The 230-nt window shown below is 61.7% G+C and carries 1 pseudogene; it reads left to right on the forward strand.

The window, feature by feature from the left end:
- Nucleotides 1-14: 14 nt before the first annotated feature.
- Nucleotides 15-230, forward strand: a pseudogene (locus AC0608_RS13915) (acyl-CoA dehydrogenase); the annotation flags it as partial.

The raw sequence follows: 230 nt of genomic DNA on the forward strand, positions 1-230 counted from the left end.
GCTGTATGTTTCAGATGATGAACGAAGCGCGGATTGGCGTGGGCATGGGCGCCGTGATGCTTGGTTACGCCGGTTATCTGTATTCCCTGGACTACGCGCGCGCGCGCCCGCAAGGTCGTCTGCCGGATAGCAAAGACCCGGGCACCGCGCCGGTGTCGATCATCCAGCACGCCGATATCAAGCGCATGCTGCTCACCCAGAAAGCCTACGTCGAAGGCGCCTTCGACCTG

This window comes from Flavobacterium sp. GNP008, from assembly GCF_056428965.1.